The 15773-nt window shown below is 63.2% G+C and carries 21 protein-coding genes and 1 tRNA gene; 14 read left to right on the plus strand and 8 right to left on the minus strand.

All coding sequences use genetic code 11. From position 1 onward, the window contains the following. Nucleotides 1-4: 4 nt before the first annotated feature. The 9 genes from ykgO to HJA_RS15115 all read left to right on the plus strand — a co-directional run bounded on the left by ykgO (nt 5) and on the right by HJA_RS15115 (nt 5580). Nucleotides 5-130 (plus strand): type B 50S ribosomal protein L36, encoded by a 126-nt coding sequence (gene ykgO / locus HJA_RS15075; protein WP_034762314.1) that lies wholly within the window; start codon nt 5-7, stop codon nt 128-130. Nucleotides 131-161: 31 nt separating this feature from the next. Then, a complete protein-coding gene (locus HJA_RS15080; RefSeq protein WP_035583761.1) occupies nt 162-770 on the plus strand; it encodes an HAD family hydrolase in 609 nt (202 codons plus the stop codon). 56 nt (nt 771-826) lie between these two features. Then, entirely contained in the window at nt 827-1363 is a 537-nt protein-coding gene (locus tag HJA_RS15085; protein ID WP_035583763.1) for a tetratricopeptide repeat protein, read from the plus strand. A gap of 4 nt (nt 1364-1367) precedes the next feature. Then, entirely contained in the window at nt 1368-2309 is a 942-nt protein-coding gene (locus tag HJA_RS15090; RefSeq protein WP_035583764.1) for an alpha/beta fold hydrolase, read from the plus strand. 64 nt (nt 2310-2373) lie between these two features. Continuing rightward, nucleotides 2374-2634 (plus strand): DUF2312 domain-containing protein, encoded by a 261-nt coding sequence (locus tag HJA_RS15095; RefSeq protein WP_051597758.1) that lies wholly within the window; start codon nt 2374-2376, stop codon nt 2632-2634. A 7-nt stretch (nt 2635-2641) separates the two neighbouring features. Further along, complete coding sequence (locus HJA_RS15100) at nt 2642-3175, plus strand: DUF4269 domain-containing protein (protein WP_155840037.1); 534 nt, start codon at nt 2642-2644, stop codon at nt 3173-3175. Nucleotides 3176-3184: 9 nt separating this feature from the next. Then, nucleotides 3185-3736, plus strand: coding sequence for a hypothetical protein (locus tag HJA_RS18680; RefSeq protein ID WP_199285805.1), 552 nt, complete (start codon nt 3185-3187; stop codon nt 3734-3736). A gap of 30 nt (nt 3737-3766) precedes the next feature. Continuing rightward, the gene (locus HJA_RS15110) at nt 3767-4615 is read left to right on the plus strand and encodes an SDR family oxidoreductase (RefSeq protein ID WP_035583765.1); all 849 of its coding nucleotides are present in this window, start codon (nt 3767-3769) and stop codon (nt 4613-4615) included. Between the two features lie 83 nt (nt 4616-4698). Continuing rightward, nucleotides 4699-5580 carry an SDR family NAD(P)-dependent oxidoreductase gene (locus HJA_RS15115; RefSeq protein ID WP_155840039.1) on the plus strand — a complete coding sequence of 294 codons (882 nt, stop codon included), beginning with the start codon at nt 4699-4701 and terminating at the stop codon, nt 5578-5580. Between the two features lie 3 nt (nt 5581-5583). On the opposite strand, the gene HJA_RS15120 is transcribed toward HJA_RS15115, so the two are convergent. Then, a complete protein-coding gene (locus tag HJA_RS15120) occupies nt 5584-5868 on the minus strand; it encodes a hypothetical protein (RefSeq protein WP_035583767.1) in 285 nt (94 codons plus the stop codon). On the opposite strand from HJA_RS15120, the gene HJA_RS15125 reads away from it, so the two are divergent. Together HJA_RS15125 and HJA_RS15130 are read left to right on the plus strand one after the other, a co-directional pair. After that, the gene (locus tag HJA_RS15125) at nt 5867-6799 is read left to right on the plus strand and encodes a DMT family transporter (protein ID WP_035583768.1); all 933 of its coding nucleotides are present in this window, start codon (nt 5867-5869) and stop codon (nt 6797-6799) included. The two genes, HJA_RS15120 and HJA_RS15125, sit on opposite strands and share 2 nt — an antisense overlap. Before the next feature lie 75 nt (nt 6800-6874). Further along, nucleotides 6875-7897, plus strand: coding sequence for an SDR family oxidoreductase (locus HJA_RS15130; RefSeq protein WP_035583769.1), 1023 nt, complete (start codon nt 6875-6877; stop codon nt 7895-7897). On the opposite strand, the gene HJA_RS15135 is transcribed toward HJA_RS15130, so the two are convergent. Together HJA_RS15135 and HJA_RS15140 are read right to left on the minus strand one after the other, a co-directional pair. Next, nucleotides 7894-8412: a disulfide bond formation protein B gene (locus HJA_RS15135; protein ID WP_035583770.1), complete on the minus strand. Its 519-nt coding sequence runs from the start codon at nt 8410-8412 to the stop codon at nt 7894-7896. The two genes, HJA_RS15130 and HJA_RS15135, sit on opposite strands and share 4 nt — an antisense overlap. 48 nt (nt 8413-8460) lie before the next feature. Next, nucleotides 8461-9102, minus strand: a complete 642-nt coding sequence (locus tag HJA_RS15140; protein WP_035583771.1) for an exopolysaccharide biosynthesis protein — start codon at nt 9100-9102, stop codon at nt 8461-8463. Between the two features lie 85 nt (nt 9103-9187). On the opposite strand from HJA_RS15140, the gene HJA_RS15145 reads away from it, so the two are divergent. Further along, nucleotides 9188-9274, plus strand: a tRNA-Leu gene (locus HJA_RS15145). A 16-nt stretch (nt 9275-9290) separates the two neighbouring features. Here HJA_RS15145 and HJA_RS15150 read toward each other — a convergent pair. Genes HJA_RS15150 through HJA_RS15165 form a run of 4 tightly spaced genes read right to left on the minus strand, consistent with a single transcriptional unit; the run spans nt 9291 to nt 12646 of the window. Next, complete coding sequence (locus HJA_RS15150; RefSeq protein WP_035583772.1) at nt 9291-9989, minus strand: DUF3299 domain-containing protein; 699 nt, start codon at nt 9987-9989, stop codon at nt 9291-9293. A 55-nt stretch (nt 9990-10044) separates the two neighbouring features. Next, on the minus strand, nt 10045-11313 hold the full coding sequence (locus tag HJA_RS15155; RefSeq protein WP_035583773.1) for an ABC transporter permease: 1269 nt from the start codon (nt 11311-11313) through the stop codon (nt 10045-10047). Continuing rightward, nucleotides 11310-12020, minus strand: a complete 711-nt coding sequence (locus HJA_RS15160; protein WP_035583774.1) for an ABC transporter ATP-binding protein — start codon at nt 12018-12020, stop codon at nt 11310-11312. The genes HJA_RS15155 and HJA_RS15160 overlap by 4 nt, the downstream gene beginning before the upstream one ends. Further along, entirely contained in the window at nt 12020-12646 is a 627-nt protein-coding gene (locus tag HJA_RS15165) for a ZrgA family zinc uptake protein (RefSeq protein ID WP_035583775.1), read from the minus strand. Before HJA_RS15165 ends, HJA_RS15160 begins: the two co-directional genes overlap by 1 nt. 152 nt (nt 12647-12798) lie before the next feature. Here HJA_RS15165 and HJA_RS15170 point away from each other — a divergent pair, with 152 nt between their 5' ends. Both HJA_RS15170 and HJA_RS15175 read left to right on the plus strand, forming a co-directional pair. After that, nucleotides 12799-13584, plus strand: a complete 786-nt coding sequence (locus tag HJA_RS15170; RefSeq protein WP_051597760.1) for a ZIP family metal transporter — start codon at nt 12799-12801, stop codon at nt 13582-13584. Nucleotides 13585-13715: 131 nt separating this feature from the next. Next, nucleotides 13716-14327: a hypothetical protein gene (locus HJA_RS15175; protein WP_035583776.1), complete on the plus strand. Its 612-nt coding sequence runs from the start codon at nt 13716-13718 to the stop codon at nt 14325-14327. Here the strand turns inward: HJA_RS15175 and HJA_RS15180 are convergent. Then, nucleotides 14324-15610, minus strand: coding sequence for a polyhydroxyalkanoate depolymerase (locus HJA_RS15180; RefSeq protein ID WP_035583777.1), 1287 nt, complete (start codon nt 15608-15610; stop codon nt 14324-14326). The two genes, HJA_RS15175 and HJA_RS15180, sit on opposite strands and share 4 nt — an antisense overlap. Nucleotides 15611-15773 lie beyond the last annotated feature (163 nt).

A 15773-nucleotide genomic window follows, 5' to 3' on the forward strand; every position in this document is an offset into this window, starting at 1 on the left:
TCCCATGAAAGTCCGTTCGTCTCTCAAATCGCTCAAGTCGCGTCACCGCGATTGCAAGGTCGTGCGCCGCAAGGGCAAGGTCTATGTGATCAACAAGACCGATCCCCGCTTCAAAGCAAAGCAGGGCTGAGCGGAACGTGAATGGGCAATAAGGCGGGAAAATGACCGCCCAAATTGCTCTTTTCGATCTTGGACGGGTCGTGCTCGATTGGGAGCCGGCCCGTTTATATTCTCGCCTCCTGCCTGACGCAGAAGAGCGCGAGCGATTTCTCTCCGAAATCTGTACGATGGCCTGGCACACCCGCCACGATGCGGGCGTGAGCTTTGCCGACAATGCGCCGCCGCTGATCGCGCAATACCCACACTATGAAGCCGAAATCCGGGCCTGGGGCGGGCGCTGGATGGAAATGTTCGACGGCTATATCGACGGCACGCCTGCGCTGATCGACCGGCTGGAGGAACGCGGCGTGCCGCTGTACGCCCTTTCCAACATGCCGTCGGAGACCTGGCCGCTGATGCTGGAGCATTTCCCGCTGGTGAAGCGCTTCCGGCACACGGTCGTTTCCGGCGACATCGGTCTCGTGAAGCCGGACCCGGCGATCTTCATGCATGCGCTGGAAAAGCTCGGTAATCCGGCGCCGGGCGAGGTGTTTTTCATCGACGATAGCGAAAAGAACATCACCGCCGCTGACGCGCTCGGCTTCCGTACGCATCTTTTCCGTTCGGCCGAGGGGCTGGAGACGGCCCTGAAGGCAGAAGGCCTTCTCTGACAGTCTGACAGAAAGAGGACATTGCCCGGCCGTATTGGACGGGTAGTATCGCGCCCATGCTGAGAGCCCTCTTCCTTGCCCTTGCCTTCATGGCCGCCTGCCTGCCCGCGCTGGCTGTGCCGACGGACGAGATGTTCGAGAAACTGAAGAACGCGCCGAGCGAGAGCGAAGCCAATGATGCGGCGCAGGACATCTGGGCCTCCTGGATGGAGTCCGGCTCGCCGACGGTGGACATGATCATGCAGCGCGGGGTCGAAGCGCAGATGATTGGCGACACCGAAACGGCCCGCACATTTTATGACCGCGCCATCCTCATCAAGCCGGACAATCCGCAGGCATGGTTCCGCCGGGCAGGGATCTTCCTGGCCGAAGAGAATTTCCCCGAAGCCCTGCGCGACCTGAACGAGACGCTGAAACTGGAGCCGCGCCATTTCGGGGCCTGGGCGGGGCTCGGGTCCATGTTTGAGACAATGGGCGCCAATGACCAGGCGCTGGAAGCCTGGCGCGAGGCGCTGGTGATCTATCCCCATATGCGTGACGGGCTGCAGGCGGAAAAGCGCCTCGCCAAGATCGCCGAAGGGCAGGGGCTCTGAGGCCTTGCTGACGGCAACGGCCATCACGCTGGCAGGCCTCGGCGCCGCGCTCGGTCTCTCGTCGGGGGCCTATACGTCCCGCATCCAGAAGGCCCACCCGCCTTCCGGCCGCCGCATCGAAGTCGGCGGTTATGACGTCCATGTGCTTGAAGCGGGCAAGGCTGGGCCGCCCGTCCTGATGATCCATGGCGCAAGCGCCAATGCGCGGGAGTTCAGCTGGACGCTGGCACCGCGACTCGAGAAGGATTTCCGTGTGCTGATGGCTGACCGGCCGGGTCATGGCCACTCCCGCCGCCCGCCGGGTGCGGAGGCGCTCGGCGTTCAGGCCGCGCAGATGGCAGGTGTGCTGGAACAACTCGCGGCGGAAGAGCCAGCCATCGTGGTCGGCCATTCCTTTGGAGGCGCGGTGGCCCTGCGCCTCGCGCTCGACCGGCCGGAGCTTGTGAAAGGCCTCGTCCTGCTCGCCCCGGTGACACATGACTGGGGCGGCGACGGCCATGCCTGGTACAACCGCTTTGCCGCTTCTCGCCTGATCGGCCCGGCGTTCAGCCAGGTCGTGCCGCTGGTCGGCCCGTCGCAGGTGGGCGCGGGCATTGGCGGCGTGTTCGACCCGTCGCCCGCGCCGGAAGGCTATTTCGAGAAGTCCGGCATTGGTCTTCTTTTCCGCCCGCCCGCCTTTCGCGCCAATGCCCGGGACGTGCGTGTGCTGGACCGGGAACTGGCCGCGCAGTCGAAGCGCTATGGCGAACTGTCGATGCCCATCACGGTCTTCTCCGGCAGCAAGGACACGGTGATCACACCAGCGAAACACACGGCCCGCCTGAAGAAACAGGTCGATATTGACCTCATCATCCTGCCAGAAGAAGGCCATATGCCTCACCATAAACACGGGCCTGACGTGGTCGATGCCATCCGGCGTCTGGCCAGCTTGCCCGGGAGCCGCTAAGACGCGGCTCCTTTCATTTCCAATTCCGATTCTGCCGCCTGCCGGCCAATAACTGGAGTTCCTCATGGACGACGCCCCGATCGAGAACCTCACCGAAGCCAGCCGCGAGAAACTGCGCCAGACCGTCGCCAAGATCGAGCGCCTGGAAGAAGAAAAGAAAGAGGTCGCCGAGCAGATCAAGGAGATCTATGCCGAGGCCAAGGCGTTCGGCTTTGACACCAAGGCGCTGCGCCAGGTGGTCAAGCTGCGCAAGATCGACAAGGCCGACCGCGAAGAGGCCGAGATGATGCTCGAAACCTACCTCATCGCCCTGGGTGAAGCCTGAGCCGGATGTGACGCGGGACGAGATTTCCCGGCTAATCGAGGCCTCCGGCCTGATGCGCCGGCTGGCCCGGTTCGATCCGCACTGGGTGGGGTCGACCTATCTCGGCCTGCATGACGACTTCTCCGACATCGACATCTGCTGCAGCTTCGCGCCGTCGCTGGAGGCGACCCGGACTGACGTCGAAGCGGCGTGCGGTGTGTTCGGCGACTATGATCTGACAGATGAGATCTATGGAGGTCAGCCCTCCCGCATCGTCCGGTTCCGGATGGGCGGGATACCAGTCGAGGTCTGGGGCCGTGCCCATCCAGTCCACGAACATGAGTTCTATCGCTTCACGCAGGTTGAGCAGCGCCTGTTGGCCCTGCACGGACCGGACCTGAGGGAAGACGTTGTCCGCCGCCGGCGGGGCGGCGCGGATACGGAAACGGCTTTTGTCCGGGCGCTCGGCTTTGATGCCCCGCCGCACGTTTTCCTGCTGGACCAGTTCGACAAGGACGATAGTGCGCTGAGGGATTTGCGGGAGGCAGGCCCTTCGGCCTAAACTGCACCTATGGGCCGGGATGTCGACGAACGGAAGAAGCGCGCCGCGCTGCGCAAATTGCGCAAGGCAGCCGAGCTTGCCGAACAGGGCAAGGGGCCGCCCCTGTCCGACTGGGAGCGTGAGTTCCTGGAAGAAGTCGAAGAGCGGATCGAGAAATATGGCTCGGCATTCGCAGACCCGATGAAGGGCGATGAAGGCGAGGCGCTCTCCGCCCTGCAGCAGGTAAAGCTGAAAGAGATCGACAAGAAAGCCCGCGGCAAGGCCCGGAAAGGCTTTGGCAACAAGGCGGGGCCCGGCAAGAAATCCACCAAGGGCGGGTTTGCGAAGCGAGCCCCGCCGCGTGTGCGCCAGATCGACGATGACATCGAAGAAGAGGCCATAGAGACCGAGACGCCACCACCCCCCGCACCTGTGCGACGCGGCAAGCCTGTGCTGAAGGCCGTTCCGAAGGACAAGACGTCCGATACCGGGCCCGATGCGTACAAGGAACAAGCCCCGAAACCACGTCCTGCCGGGAGGCCGGTGTTCCGTGTGATAGATGGGGGCAAGGACGGGGCCTGATGCCTGGCTCCGCGTTCAGGGAGCTGGCTTATGAAGACCGTCATCATCACAGGGGCCTCCACCGGGATCGGGGCAGGGGCCGCGCGTCATCTAGCGGCAAAGGGATGGCGCGTCTTCGCAGGCGTTCGCAAGCATGCCGATGGCGAGATGTTAAAGCTCAAATCTTCCGGTGTGCTGTGCCCGATCATCCTTGATGTGACGAAACCTGATCAGGTCGCCGCAGCCGTTGAGACGGTGTCTGAGGCGCTGGGCGGCGAACGCCTTGCCGGTCTCGTCAACAATGCAGGCATCGCGAAAATGGGCCCGCTGGCGATCCAGCCCATGGAGGATTTCCGGGCACATTTCGAGGTCAACGTGTTTGGCCTGCTCGCCATGACACAGGCCTGCGTGCCGCTGCTGGGGGCTGACCCGGCCCGCAACGGCCTGCCCGGGCGGATTGTCAACATCACCAGCGTCGGCGGACGGTTGTCCTCTCCTTTCCTCGGTGCCTATGCCGCCACCAAGCATGCTGTGGAAGCAATGACGGATTCGCTGCGCCGGGAACTCGTCATCTATGGCATCGATGCCATTGCCATCGGACCAGGCTCTGTGAAGACGCCGATCTGGGACAAGGCCGAAGCGGACAATACCGAAGGTCCCTATGCGTCGAGTGATTGGGGAGAGTCTCTCAAACAGTTCGAACAGGTCATGCTGTCGGGCGGACGATCGGGCCTCGCCCCGGAAGAGATCGCCGGCTACATCGAAACCGCGCTTGCGGCCGACAAGCCGAAAGCGCGCTACGCGCCGGTTCCGGACAAGCTGACCAACTGGACCATCCCGACCCGCCTGCCCAAGCGCCTCCTGGACAAGATTTTCTGGAAACGTTTCGGCCTGAAATAATCGTGACGCCCCTGTCAGGTTTTGCTTGACGGACCACACGGAACCCACGTGCATGATGCCCGGACCATAAGGGAGGAAACATCATGGCGGATCTGAGCGGCAAGGTTGCTGTCATTACAGGCGCAGCAAGCGGTATCGGCCTGGCAGGCGTGGAGACGTTTGTGGAGGCAGGCGCGAAAGTCATCGCAGCCGACATCCAGGACGAAAAAGGCCGCGCGCTGGAGACGCGCTTTGGCGTGGACAAGGTCCGCTACGTCCATTGCGACGTGATGGACCTGGCCGACCTCGACGCCCTGATGGAAGGCGCTGTCAGTCATTTCGGCAAGCTGGACGTTGTCTGGAACAATGCCGGCAGTGGCGGCACCCCGGCCACGATCGAGGAACTCGACGAAGAAGGCTATGACAAGACGATGGACCTGCTGCTGAAGCAGGTCTTCTTCGGCACGAAATACGCCGTCGAGCGGATGAAGGAGTCCGGCGGCTCCATCATCAACACATCTTCCATCAGCGCGCTGGAAGCCGGCTGGGCGCCGATTACCTATTCCGTCGCCAAGATCGGTGTGGCGCACTTCTCCCGCATCGCGGCCGCGCAGGTCGCCAAGCACAAGATCCGCGTGAATGCGATCCTGCCGGGCTTCATCGCCACCTCCATCTTCGGGGCGTCGCTCGGCATGTCGCGCGAAGTGGCTGATCAGATGGCAGAGATGCTGGCCCAGCAGGGCGGTTCGATGCAGCCGGCGGGCCGGACGGGCAAGGGCCGCGACATTGCTGAAATGGCGGCCTTCCTCGCTTCCGATGCGGCGGAATTCATCACCGGCAGCCAGTTCACCGTCGATGGCGGCATCACGGTCGGCCCGCGCCATTCCTGGGATGAGACGGCGGGTGGCCCGGTCCTCGAAGCGCTGGGCATCACGCCGGAACAGGCCGAGCAGATGGCCGAGGCCATGAAGGCACAACAGGGATAGGGATCAGCGTTTCCGGTCCGGGTCGAGGCCGGGGATGGCCTCGACAGCGGACAGCAATTCCTGCAGGGAGGCGGCTCGGATCACCCGGCGGCCTTTCTCATCCGACAGGGCATAGCCCTCATCGGATTTGAAAAGCGGGAAGCGGCGCCAGTGCGCCCGGGTGCGGAAGATCCAGATCTGATCGGGGGACTCGCCAGCGGCAGCCCACCCGGTCCACATATGATCCGGCGGCAGGCTGCGCCACAGGGCGTCGATCTCGTCGACTTCGGAAGGCGAAAAGGCGGTCATGGCAGTCAGTCCAGATCAATCGGGTATCGCTGACGTTACTGCAGCTGAGGCCCCCCGCAACCTCGAAGGTGCACTCTGGATGACGGCGTCAGGCCTCGTCTTCACCGTGTTCCTCACCCTGTCCAAGGTTCAATCGGCCGAATACGATCCCGGCTTCCTCGCTTTCTTCCGGTCATTCATCGCCCTGATCCTGACGCTGCCGGTCATCGTGCAACAGGGCTGGGGCATCATGCGCATCCACCAGCCGGGCATGGTTCTGCTGCGCAGCCTGTTCGGAACGATGGGTTTCATTTTCGGCTTCTATGCCGTCTCCGCCCAGTTCGGACTGCCGCTGTCGGAGTTCAATGCGATCAGCTTTTCCCGCGCCATGTTCATCACGGTGCTGGCGGCGGTGCTGCTGAAGGAGACGGTCGGCTGGCACCGCTGGGGCGCGACACTGGCCGGGTTTATCGGCGTGCTCATCATGACCCAGCCGCAGGCAGGCGTCAGCCTCGGCACATTGCTGGCGCTGGCGGCCGCCTTCTGCATGGCCGGTGCGATCACGCTGGTGAAGCTGCTGTCGCGCCGGCACCGGCCGGTGACCCTGCTGATCTGGGCCAATCTGCTGTCTTCGGCGATGCTGTTGCCGCTCGCGATCTGGAAGATGCCGGAAATGATGCCCTCCTGGCAGGACTGGGCGCTGATCACGCTGATGGGTGGCTGCGGTGTGGCCGGGCAGTATTTCTACATAAGGGGCATGGCCATCGGGGACGCTTCGTTCCTGTCTCCGATCGATTATCTGCGCCTGCCCATGGCGGCGACGGTGGACTGGTTCCTGTTCAAGGCCCTGCCGGGGCCGTGGACCTGGGCCGGCACGGCCATCATCATCGGCGCGACGGCCTATATCACCCTGCGCGAACGCCATGTGCGCCGCCGCGCCAGAGGCGCCTGAAGCGCCTCTTCGAACTCTTCCCTTGTGAATAATGGCGAAATCGTTCATTGATCACGCCTGAAAAGGGAGACTCGTATGGCCAAAGTTCTCGTCACCGGTGCTACCGGCTTCATTGCCGGTCATGTCATCCACCAGCTGCTGGAAGCCGGACATGAAGTGAGGGGTACGGCCCGTTCCGTTTCAAGGGAAACACCCCTGAACACGATTTTGAGCGACTATGCCGGCCAGCCCGTGCACATCGACATCGTCGAAGCGGACCTGAACAGCGATACCGGCTGGGCAGAGGCTGTCGAGGGCATGGATTATGTTCAGCACCTTGCCTCGCCTTTCCTGGCCGTGATGCCGAAAAACCATGATGAGCTGATCCGACCCGCCCGCGACGGGGCCCTGCGCGTGTTGAAAGCCTCGAAGGCCGCGGGCGTTAAGCGTGTCGTGATGACCTCGTCCATGGCGGCCATCGCCTATGGCTGGGGCGATGCCCGGCCAAATCCGCTGACCGAGGAGCACTGGTCCAATCCGGACAATATGAAGGATAACACGGCCTATACCCGCTCGAAGACGATCGCGGAGAAGGCCGCCTGGGACTATATGGCCGGGGAGGGCGCCGGGATGGAGCTCTCCGTCATCAATCCGTCTGCCGTGCTCGGCCCGGCAATGAGCGCGGATGTCTCCACCTCGCTGCAGATCATTACCCAGCTGATGACGGGCAAGGCGCCTGCGTCCCCGCGCGTCGGCTTCTGCGTCGTCGATGTGCGCGATGTCGCGGACGCCCATGTGAAGGCGATGACCGTGCCGGACGCGGCAGGCGAGCGCTTCCTCGCCGCCGGCCGGTTCATGTGGATGAGCGAAGTTGCCGATGTGCTGCGCGAGCAATTCCCGGACTACCGGAAGAAATTGCCGAAGGGCGAGCTGCCGGACTGGCTGCTGAAAGCGCTGACACTGGTGAACCCGCCGCTGAAGGCGGTCGTGCCCGAGCTTGGCCGCGAACGGCATTGCTCGAACGAGAAGGCGCGGCGTGTTCTCGGCTGGACGCCGCGCAGCGAGGAAGAGGCCATCATCGAGAGCGCGCAGACCCTGATTGATCTGAACGTGATCTAGGCCTCGTTCCGGCCCCTGAACGTCGCACCAGCAGACATGAAGCTGGCGACAGCGAGAATGGCGGAGACGACGCCGTTCCATCCCGCCATGGACAGGCCCAGAATATAGAAAGGCGCGTCGGTACAGGATGGCACGGTCATCGGGCGGTCCAGCGAGTCCATGTTCATGAGATCAATCTCGCCGCCGCCTGTGCAGCCGGTCGGCGGCGGGAAAATCTTCCACTCGACGCCGGAATGATAGAAGGCAACGACCACGCCGACCCCGAAGACGAGGCCGATCAGGACGTTCAGCGCCACGAGGAAACGCCGGGTTGGCCGCAGCTTCCACAGCGCAAGGCCCGTCAGCGTCATGGCGATCAGGGCCCAGTAAACCTCCCGCTGGCGCAGGCAAAGCGGGCAGGGATAGAGCTTGCCAAAGGTCTCGAAGGCATGCGCGGCGGCAAGCATCAGGGCGGACACCACGATTGCGGTGACCGGCCATTTCCAGTCTTTGAGAAGGCTCTTCAGGGCGCTCATTTCGGGCACGCTAGCATGCTGCCGCACCAGCAAAAGTGCGGCGCAGCGTCACGAGCCTAACAATCCCGTGAGCCACATCAGGGCGAAGTGAATCGCCGCCAGCGCGACCGGCAGGGCCAGCACCAACAGCATGGAAACCCAGAGGATCCCGAGGACGCAGCCGATCACGACAAGAATGCCATCCCGGTTAATCAGACCGAAGGCTGCCAGCGCCACGGCAAAGCCGGGCACCGTATTGGTCATTGGCAGCGGCACCAGGATCGATGCGCAGAAAATGCAAAGGACAAAGCCCAGTAGGCGTTCGGACCGCGGACCGGTAATCGCCCCGAAACGGGGCTTGGAGAAGTTTTCGATCCAGCCCAGCCATTTACGGCCGCCTTCCGCCATCGCGGTCAGGCCCTTGCGGTCAATCTTGCGGGTGCCGAGCGCATCCGGCAGCCAGGGCTGTTCATGGCCAAGGGCCATCTGCAGGGCGAGCGCCATCATTGGCAGCGCGACGATCTGGGGAACGCCATAGAGGAAGGGAATGCAGCAGGGCAGGGCCAGCAGGAACAGGCCGGCGCCGAAAGCGCTTTCGTCCAGCCGGTCAAAGATCTCGCGTAACGTATAGCCTTCCTCCGGCGCACCGGCGGCCATCGCCTCAATGATCTGGAGCAGGGTTTTTTCGGTTCCGGTGTCGGTGACACTCATGTGCGCTCAGTACGTCCTGTTAATATGCCGCCCAGGGTAGATTGACGGGCAGGCCCGGCTCAGGCAGGAGAGCCTTCCCGATAGGGCCTCTGTGGCGGAATTGGTAGACGCGGCGGATTCAAAATCCGCTTCTGGCAACAGAGTGCCGGTTCGAGTCCGGCCAGAGGTACCAGCGCATTTTCCCGCCATCAGTATTCGTATTTCTCCACCCGGGTCAGATCGATGATGTAGGCAGCGTCCGCGAGGTCGCTTGTCTGTTTCTCTGCATGAAGCGTGCCTTCGATCCAGACGGCCTGCGGCAGGTCCTTCAGCAGGATCGGGTCTTCGGTGCGCACGAAAATGGTCTGGTTCGGCGGCGGCGGCGGGGCATGGATGCAGGCGCCGAAGTAAGGCACCAGCAGGAACTCGCTGATTTCGGCCTTGGCGTCGTAAGAAAACGGCACAGTGTAGCCCGGCATCCGGATCTTCTTGCCGTCATAGGTGTCGACCGTATTGAACGAGCCGATCTGCGTGGCCGTATCGGCGGCTGAGCCTTCCTGGATGGAATAGAGTGTCGCCATCTGGGCCGCATACATTTTCTGCAGGCGCTCTTCCTCGCCCTCCGGCATCAGGTCTTCCCAGCCGATCTCGGTCACGCCGCGGGCATTGATCTCTTCCTGTTCGCGCATCGCTTCGGCTGCAGCGGCGGCGACGGAAGAATCCTTTGCGGCTTGTTCCGCTTCGCTTTCGCCGATCTTGTCTCCAACCTGCGGGCCGGCGGGGGCAGCGGTCGCGTCTGCGTTTGTTTCAGCCGGTATTTCGGCATCGGCGGGCGGCGCAGTCGCTTGTCCGCAAGCGGGCGACAGGCTGATCAGGATCAGGGCGGGGAGGAGGAGAGAACGCTTCATGACTGTTTTCTTAGGCTTTCAGGGAGGGATGTGCCAGACGGGTTTCGCAACCTTGCTACAACTTCACGGACAGGCCGTCTGCGAGGGATCTGCGGAAAGCGGCCCAGGCGGGGATGGCCCCGGCCAGCAGGGAAGCGCCGGTGACGGCCAGCAGTGTCAGCAGGTCTGTCATGCCGGGCCCTGTGCCGCCAAGGGAAATGCCATAGCGCTGCATCACCATCGGCCCGGCGATCAGAATCAGGACATGCACGATCAGGATTCCGAGCAGGGCCCCGAGGAAGCCGATCAGCCCGGCCTCCAGTGTCAACAGGCCGAAAATGTGCCCCGGCCGCGCGCCAACCGCCCGCAGGATCGACATTTCCCGTCGCCGCTCGTTCAGGCTGGTCAGGATGGAGGTGAGGATCGAGACGACGCCGACCGCGATCACGAAGATGGAGACAGCCAGCAGGGCCCGCTCGGCCATCGCCGTGACACTCCACAGCTCGGCCAGCGCCTCACCGGGAATGATCGCCATCAGGGGCTCGCCCTTATTGGTGTTGATCTCGCGCCGTGTGCGCAGGATCGTGCCCTTGCGCTTCAGCCCGGCATAGACGGCCGTGATCGTCTTGGGCGTCAGGTTGAAACTACGGATCATGTCTTCTGTGATCGAGTCGGAGAGCGGGTTCTTTGCCCCGGTCTCCCAGCCGACATGGATCGCCGTGATCGCTTCGAGGGAGACGATCACGGTCCGGTCGACTGGTGTGCCGGTCGGCGCGAGGATACCGACCACGCGGAAGGGCCGGTTCTCGTGGCCCGAGCCAAAATCTGCCTTGCCAAGGCCGTGCGAGAGAACCAGCGGCGTCCCGATGTCATAACCAAGCTCGCGGGCCACGTCGGCGCCGATCACGGCATCGAACAGATCGTCCATCTCAACGCCTTTGGCAAAGCGCAGGCTCTGGCCGCGGCCATACTGATAGTGCTCGAAATAGGCATGGTTCGTGCCCATCACGCGGAAACCGCGATGGCTGTCACCGAGCGAGATCGGCACCGTCCAGGCGATGTCGTCGCGTGTGGCCAGTTCCTGATAGGTCGGCCAGGAAATCTCCGCCGTCGCATTGCCCATCCGGAAGACCGAATAGAGCAGCAGGTTCACGCTACCAGTGGGCGCGCCAATAATCAGATCTGTGCCGGAGATCGTGTGGCCGAACCCTTCGCGCGCGCCAGTGCGGGCCTTGTCGACGCCCAGGAAAAGGGCGACCGACAGGGCGACAGCCAGCAGGGTCAGCAGCACCGAAGCACGCCGGTTCAGCAGGCTTTTCCAGGCGAGGGCAAACAGGGCCTTCATGCGCTTACTCCCGCCTTGTTGATTTCGGAGAGGTCGACTGCCCGGTCGAACAGGCGGGCGAGGCTCGCGTCATGGCTGACGAACAGGAGCGCTGCGCCGGTACGTCCGGCCTCCTCGCTGAGGAGTTCGATGAATCTGTCGCGCGCATCGGCGTCGAGCGCAGAAGTTGGCTCGTCGGCGATGACGATGTCCGGCCCGCCCATCAGGGCGCGGGCGGCGGCGACCCGTTGCTGCTGGCCGACAGACAAGTCAGAGACGCGGCGACCAAGCAGGGTCTCATTCGTCAGGCCCAGCCGGCCAAGCAGGCGGCGCGCTTCGCCTTCGGCATCCTTGCCGACTTTTGCGCGTCGGGCAGGGGAGAAGTGAAGCGGCAGCGTCACGTTCCCGGTGACCGAGAGATAAGGCACCAGATTGAACATCTGGAAGATGACGCCGAGATGATCGGCCCGCACGCGGTCGCGTTTTGCGGCGCTGAGTGTCGCCATGTCATTGCCCAGAACGTCGACCGTGCCGGTCTCGGGGCTGAGCACACCGGCAATCAGGCCGAGCAGAGTGGATTTTCCGGAGCCGGATGGTCCGCGCAGGAACAGTTTTTCGCCCCGGTGGAGCGTAAAGCGTTCGATGTCCAGAACGGGCGGATGCCCCGGCCAGGCAAAACGAAGATTGTCTACCCGGATGGCATCCGTGCCGGCGGTCTCAGGCTGCATCAGTCGAAATCGATCTCTGTGTCGCTGGGAGTGAGTTCCTTGGCGACCTGCTGGCCCTCGGGGCCGAGATAGATCGCATCGATATGTTCGAAGGCGGGGTAGCGTTCGAAGACGTGCACCAGCATGCCCTCCACCCGGTCAATCTTCTTGCACCGCCAGACAACAGACACGGTCATTGCGCCATGGGTGCCGTCGGTGCGGCCGGTGATGGAGCGTTCGGTCTCTTCGCAGACCGTTGGCCCGATCGGCTCGACGATGCCTTCGGCATATTTCTCGGCCTTGGGGCCTTCCGGCACCTTGGTTTCCGACAGGCCGAAATTGGCGAGCGGCGCATCGAGGCTGACGGTCAGGAAGTCGTCCTCCCGTGTAATCGCCAGTTCGCCGCCGCCATGTTCATGCGCTTCGCCGGCATGGCCTTCGTCATGATCATTGGCCGCTTCGAGTTCGGCAACCGCCTCCGGCGCCGCGGGCCTGTCGGCGTCGACTGCAATGGCGGCTTCGGTCAGCTCGGATTCTTGCACAGGTGATGGAGGTTCATAGGGGTCGCTGGCAGGGCCGCAGGCGGCAAGTCCTATCAGGCTGGCGGCGGAAATGGCCGCAACCGGCCAGAAACGAAATGAAATCATCGTGGGCCTCCGAAGTGCCACACAGTGGGTTAGTGCAGAAAGGTCAATATTTTTTGTCGCGAAGCTGATAGTGATACTATATCACATTTAATCAAGGCGGGGCTTGCAGAAGTCCTTCTGCCAATCTCACATCGCCGCCGGTTTACGCACATATGCTCAATTCGCTCCAGGCCCCTCTTCTGTTCGGCTTGACCGCTGCCTTCATCACCACGCTCGGCCTGATCACCGTGTCCGTGCGCGGGGACTGGAGTGCGCGTTATTCCGGCCTGTTTGCGCTGGCGGCTGGCGGCATGCTGGTCAGCCTGACCCTGCTGCACATTGCGCCGGAAGCCTTTGAGCTCACGACCCATACGCCCGTTTTCCTCATGGTCGGCTTCTTCGGCGGTCTGATCCTGCATTTCGGGATCGGGGCGGCCTTTCCGGAGAGCGCGGACCGCGGGCGAACCGCCGCGATCACGCCGCTCGCCGCCGTTGCGATCCATTCGTTGCTGGACGGGATGATCTATTCGGTGACCTTCGCGGCGAGCTTCTCATCCGGCGTTTATGCCGCAGCCTCGTTGATGCTGCACGAGTTTCCCGAAGGCGTGATCGCCTTTGCCATCCTGCGCCGGCACAGCTTTTCAAACCGCGAATCCTTTATCTGGGCGTTCCTTGCGTCTGCGGTGACGACGCCGCTTGGCGTTATCGTCGCGACGCCTTTCATGTACGGCCTGACGCCGGACATTATCGGCAGCCTGTTCGCGGTCTCTGCCGGTCTCCTCCTTTATGTTGCGACCGGCCCGCTGATGGAGCCGCTGGGGGAGGAACCGCCCATGCGCAGCTTGCTGGCACTCAGTGCGGGCGTGGGGCTCGCCATTCTGATGGCGCTCATGCCGCTACATCCTCATCACGATGAGGGCGGCCAGCCAGCGCCGATACCTCACGAAATCACGCACTGACCGGCACATCGCTTGCAGCTTCAGCCGCAACAGGCGGGAGAGGTTGAAGGCGGATGCAATCCAGGCGGAAGGGCTCTGTTTACAAAATCCATGGACAAGCGGGAGGTCGGGACACCGGAGACCGCCGCCCCATGCTCACCCTGCCGCTTCTCGCCCATATGTCCTCGGCTGCCATTGCGGCCGGGATCACGGCCTGCCTCACTTATGGCCAGTACAATGTTGCAAGCGGTCCGAACGGGTCCGGCCTGATGCCGCCGGCAAGCGTGCTGAATCCCAATGCCCGGACCGGCGCCATGCTCGACCCTCTGGCGGAGATGGCCAGCGCCATGACCTCCTTGAAACAGGAACGGGCCAAGGCAGAGCGTAACCGTGCCATGATCGACTGGCTGGCGGGCCTGCAGACCCGCTTCACCGTCCAGCGGCTGGAAACCGGTCTCGTCTACAAGGTCCGCTACGCTCCTGCGGGGGAGACCGGCACGGTGCTGCAGGATTTTGTGGCCGTGCCTTATGGGCCGGAACTTCCCTTTGCCATCAGCCTGCAGGCCGGGGAGGCCGGGATGGTGCGTGTCGAAGGCTTGTCCTGCGCCGGTCAGGTAACGCTCGCTCAGCTGGACCCTGCTGCCGGTGAGCAGGCGGCGGAAACCGCTGCCATGTCACGCGCCGAGGCCTATCTGCAAAAGCCGGAGGCGGCCGATCCGGCCCTGCCGGCCGATTGCCTGATGGTGCGCCTGAAACGCGGTTAGGCTTTCTCGACGGCGGCTTCGTCCAGCTCGCGCTGGGTGAAACGGCGGGTGAACTCTGTCACACGCGGGGCAATCTCGGTCCGGAAGCGGTTGCCGTTGAACACGCCATAATGGCCGACGCCCGGCTGGATATAGTCGGCTTTCAGCTTGTCCGGCAGACTGGTGCACAGGTCGTGCGCGGCCTGAGTTTGCCCGATGCCGGAAATGTCGTCCTTTTCCCCTTCGACGGTCATCAGCGCCACATCGCGGATCGTCTCCGGACGGATCTGGCGCGCATAGCGGTACTTCATGATCCCGCGCGGCAGGTGGTGTTCCTGGAACACGCGCAGGATGGTCTGCAGGTAGAACTCCTCGGTCAGGTCGAGCACGGAGAGATATTCGTCATAGAATTCGCGGTGCTTGCCGGCATTGTCGCCGTCGCCTTCGACCAGATGGTTGAAGAAGCGCCACTGCGCATCGACATGGCGTGACCAGTTCATGTTCATGAAGGACGCGAGCTGGACAAAGCCCGGATAGACACGCCGGAACGCGCCGGGATAGGGCGCCGGAACGGTGTGGATCATATTGTCCTGGAACCAGTCGAAGCTGCGTTCCTCGGCCAGTTCGTTTGGCACGGTGGGGCTGCGGCGCGCGTCTATGGGCGAGCCCATGAAAGTCATGGAGGCCGGGCGGTTCGGATCGTCGTCCTCGGCCATCATCGAGATTGCGGCCAGCACCGGCGGACCCGGCTGGCAGACGGCCAGCACATGCGCGCCCGGGCCGACATGGCTGATCATGTTGCGGACATGGTCCATATAGTCGTCGAGGTCGAACCGGCCGAGCCAGACCGGCGCCATGCGCGCATCGGCCCAGTCGGTGATGTAGACATCATGGGTCGGCAGGAAGCCTTCGACCGTCCCGCGCAGCAGCGTCGCATAATGGCCGGACAGCGGCGCGACAATCAGGAGGCGGGGCAGGGGTGCGGCACCGGGCTTGCGTGCGGCGGCCAGCGCGTCGGGATCCTTGCGGAAATGGACGAGATTGCACCAGGGCGACCGCCAGGCGACCGATGCGGTCACGGGGACCGGTGCGCTGTTGATCCTGACGCTCTCGATGCCCCAGTCGGGCTTGCCATAATACCGGGTCGTGCTTTCGAACACGTCGGCAAAGGCGATGAGCGCCTTGCCATAATCGGTCTGCGCAATCGGGTTCATCGGGGAATGAAGCGCCATTCGGCCTGCACGCGCAGCCAGGCGCATCGGCGCCATTGCAGCCCGGTTCAGTTCGACAAGGGAGTACAGCATCGCCTTACAAACCTTTCATGTTGCGGCGCAGCATATGGCTGCAATCCGGATGTGGCAAATGGATTCGCCAGCCGGGCGGCTTACCGGAAGGTTAACGCAGTCGTTTGAATTTGCCTGAAACTTTCAATCCCCCGCCTGTTTCGGGTTAAGCCCCGGCTGCTAG

The sequence above is a fragment of the Hyphomonas jannaschiana VP2 genome (genome assembly GCF_000685215.1).
Lineage (GTDB): Bacteria > Pseudomonadota > Alphaproteobacteria > Caulobacterales > Hyphomonadaceae > Hyphomonas > Hyphomonas jannaschiana.

What these genes read in the sequence shown, in the direction of transcription:
- HJA_RS15155 (WP_035583773.1), bottom strand. Translation starts at nt 11,313, where the DNA reads ATGAAGGCCCTGTTTGCCCTCGCCTGGAAAAGCCTGCTGAACCGGCGT.
- HJA_RS15115 (WP_155840039.1), top strand. Translation starts at nt 4,699, where the DNA reads ATGGCGGATCTGAGCGGCAAGGTTGCTGTCATTACAGGCGCAGCAAGC.
- HJA_RS15095 (WP_051597758.1), top strand. Translation starts at nt 2,374, where the DNA reads ATGGACGACGCCCCGATCGAGAACCTCACCGAAGCCAGCCGCGAGAAA.
- HJA_RS15085 (WP_035583763.1), top strand. Translation starts at nt 827, where the DNA reads ATGCTGAGAGCCCTCTTCCTTGCCCTTGCCTTCATGGCCGCCTGCCTG.
- HJA_RS15150 (WP_035583772.1), bottom strand. Translation starts at nt 9,989, where the DNA reads ATGAAGCGTTCTCTCCTCCTCCCCGCCCTGATCCTGATCAGCCTGTCG.
- HJA_RS15120 (WP_035583767.1), bottom strand. Translation starts at nt 5,868, where the DNA reads ATGACCGCCTTTTCGCCTTCCGAAGTCGACGAGATCGACGCCCTGTGG.
- HJA_RS15110 (WP_035583765.1), top strand. Translation starts at nt 3,767, where the DNA reads ATGAAGACCGTCATCATCACAGGGGCCTCCACCGGGATCGGGGCAGGG.
- HJA_RS15135 (WP_035583770.1), bottom strand. Translation starts at nt 8,412, where the DNA reads ATGAGCGCCCTGAAGAGCCTTCTCAAAGACTGGAAATGGCCGGTCACC.
- HJA_RS15140 (WP_035583771.1), bottom strand. Translation starts at nt 9,102, where the DNA reads ATGAGTGTCACCGACACCGGAACCGAAAAAACCCTGCTCCAGATCATT.
- HJA_RS18680 (WP_199285805.1), top strand. Translation starts at nt 3,185, where the DNA reads ATGGGCCGGGATGTCGACGAACGGAAGAAGCGCGCCGCGCTGCGCAAA.
- HJA_RS15160 (WP_035583774.1), bottom strand. Translation starts at nt 12,020, where the DNA reads ATGCAGCCTGAGACCGCCGGCACGGATGCCATCCGGGTAGACAATCTT.
- HJA_RS15170 (WP_051597760.1), top strand. Translation starts at nt 12,799, where the DNA reads ATGCTCAATTCGCTCCAGGCCCCTCTTCTGTTCGGCTTGACCGCTGCC.
- HJA_RS15125 (WP_035583768.1), top strand. Translation starts at nt 5,867, where the DNA reads ATGGCAGTCAGTCCAGATCAATCGGGTATCGCTGACGTTACTGCAGCT.
- HJA_RS15180 (WP_035583777.1), bottom strand. Translation starts at nt 15,610, where the DNA reads ATGCTGTACTCCCTTGTCGAACTGAACCGGGCTGCAATGGCGCCGATG.
- HJA_RS15080 (WP_035583761.1), top strand. Translation starts at nt 162, where the DNA reads ATGACCGCCCAAATTGCTCTTTTCGATCTTGGACGGGTCGTGCTCGAT.
- HJA_RS15175 (WP_035583776.1), top strand. Translation starts at nt 13,716, where the DNA reads ATGCTCACCCTGCCGCTTCTCGCCCATATGTCCTCGGCTGCCATTGCG.
- HJA_RS15130 (WP_035583769.1), top strand. Translation starts at nt 6,875, where the DNA reads ATGGCCAAAGTTCTCGTCACCGGTGCTACCGGCTTCATTGCCGGTCAT.
- HJA_RS15165 (WP_035583775.1), bottom strand. Translation starts at nt 12,646, where the DNA reads ATGATTTCATTTCGTTTCTGGCCGGTTGCGGCCATTTCCGCCGCCAGC.
- ykgO (WP_034762314.1), top strand. Translation starts at nt 5, where the DNA reads ATGAAAGTCCGTTCGTCTCTCAAATCGCTCAAGTCGCGTCACCGCGAT.